The sequence below is a fragment of the Streptomyces sp. WM6386 genome, from assembly GCF_000972385.1.
Classification (GTDB): domain Bacteria; phylum Actinomycetota; class Actinomycetes; order Streptomycetales; family Streptomycetaceae; genus Streptomyces.
In genome coordinates this window covers 1-438 of record NZ_JXTE01000506.1, presented here as the reverse complement: position 1 = coordinate 438, position 438 = coordinate 1, and the positions used below count along the sequence as shown (strand labels likewise).

The 438-nt window shown below is 65.3% G+C and carries 1 protein-coding gene; it reads left to right on the top strand.

Annotated elements, in window-relative coordinates; translation table 11 throughout:
- Positions 1-128: 128 nt before the first annotated feature.
- Positions 129-438: YhjD/YihY/BrkB family envelope integrity protein (locus TN53_RS42450; RefSeq protein WP_234441870.1), on the top strand; the 310-nt coding region annotated here is incomplete at its 3' end.

The window sequence follows — 438 nt, the reverse complement described above, 5'->3', positions numbered from 1 at the left end:
CCCCTATCTGCTGGCCTCCTGTCCGACTAGCCATGAAGGGTCGCAAAACATGCAGTGAGCAGTATTTTGTCGTAAATGCAGCGTATGGGCTGCGCTCGTCCGGATACCTGGATGCCATGGTTCGGACATTGAAATTGCACGGAAGGCACGGCGGGGGCACCCCGGGCGCGGCCCGCGACGTGCTCAGCAACGCCGTCAAGCAGATGCAGGGCAACGCCGGCATCGGCTCGATCATGGCGATCGCCGGTCTGGCCCTCGCCGTGTGGTCGGCCTCCGGCTATGTCGCCGCGTTCATCCGCAGCGCGAACGCCGTCTACGACGTCCCCGAGGGCCGTCCCGTCTGGAAGGTGCTGCCGGTCCGGCTTGGGGTGACAGTGGCGCTGATGATCATGGCGGTGATCAGTGCGCTGATCGTCGTCTTCACCGGCGGCCTGGCCC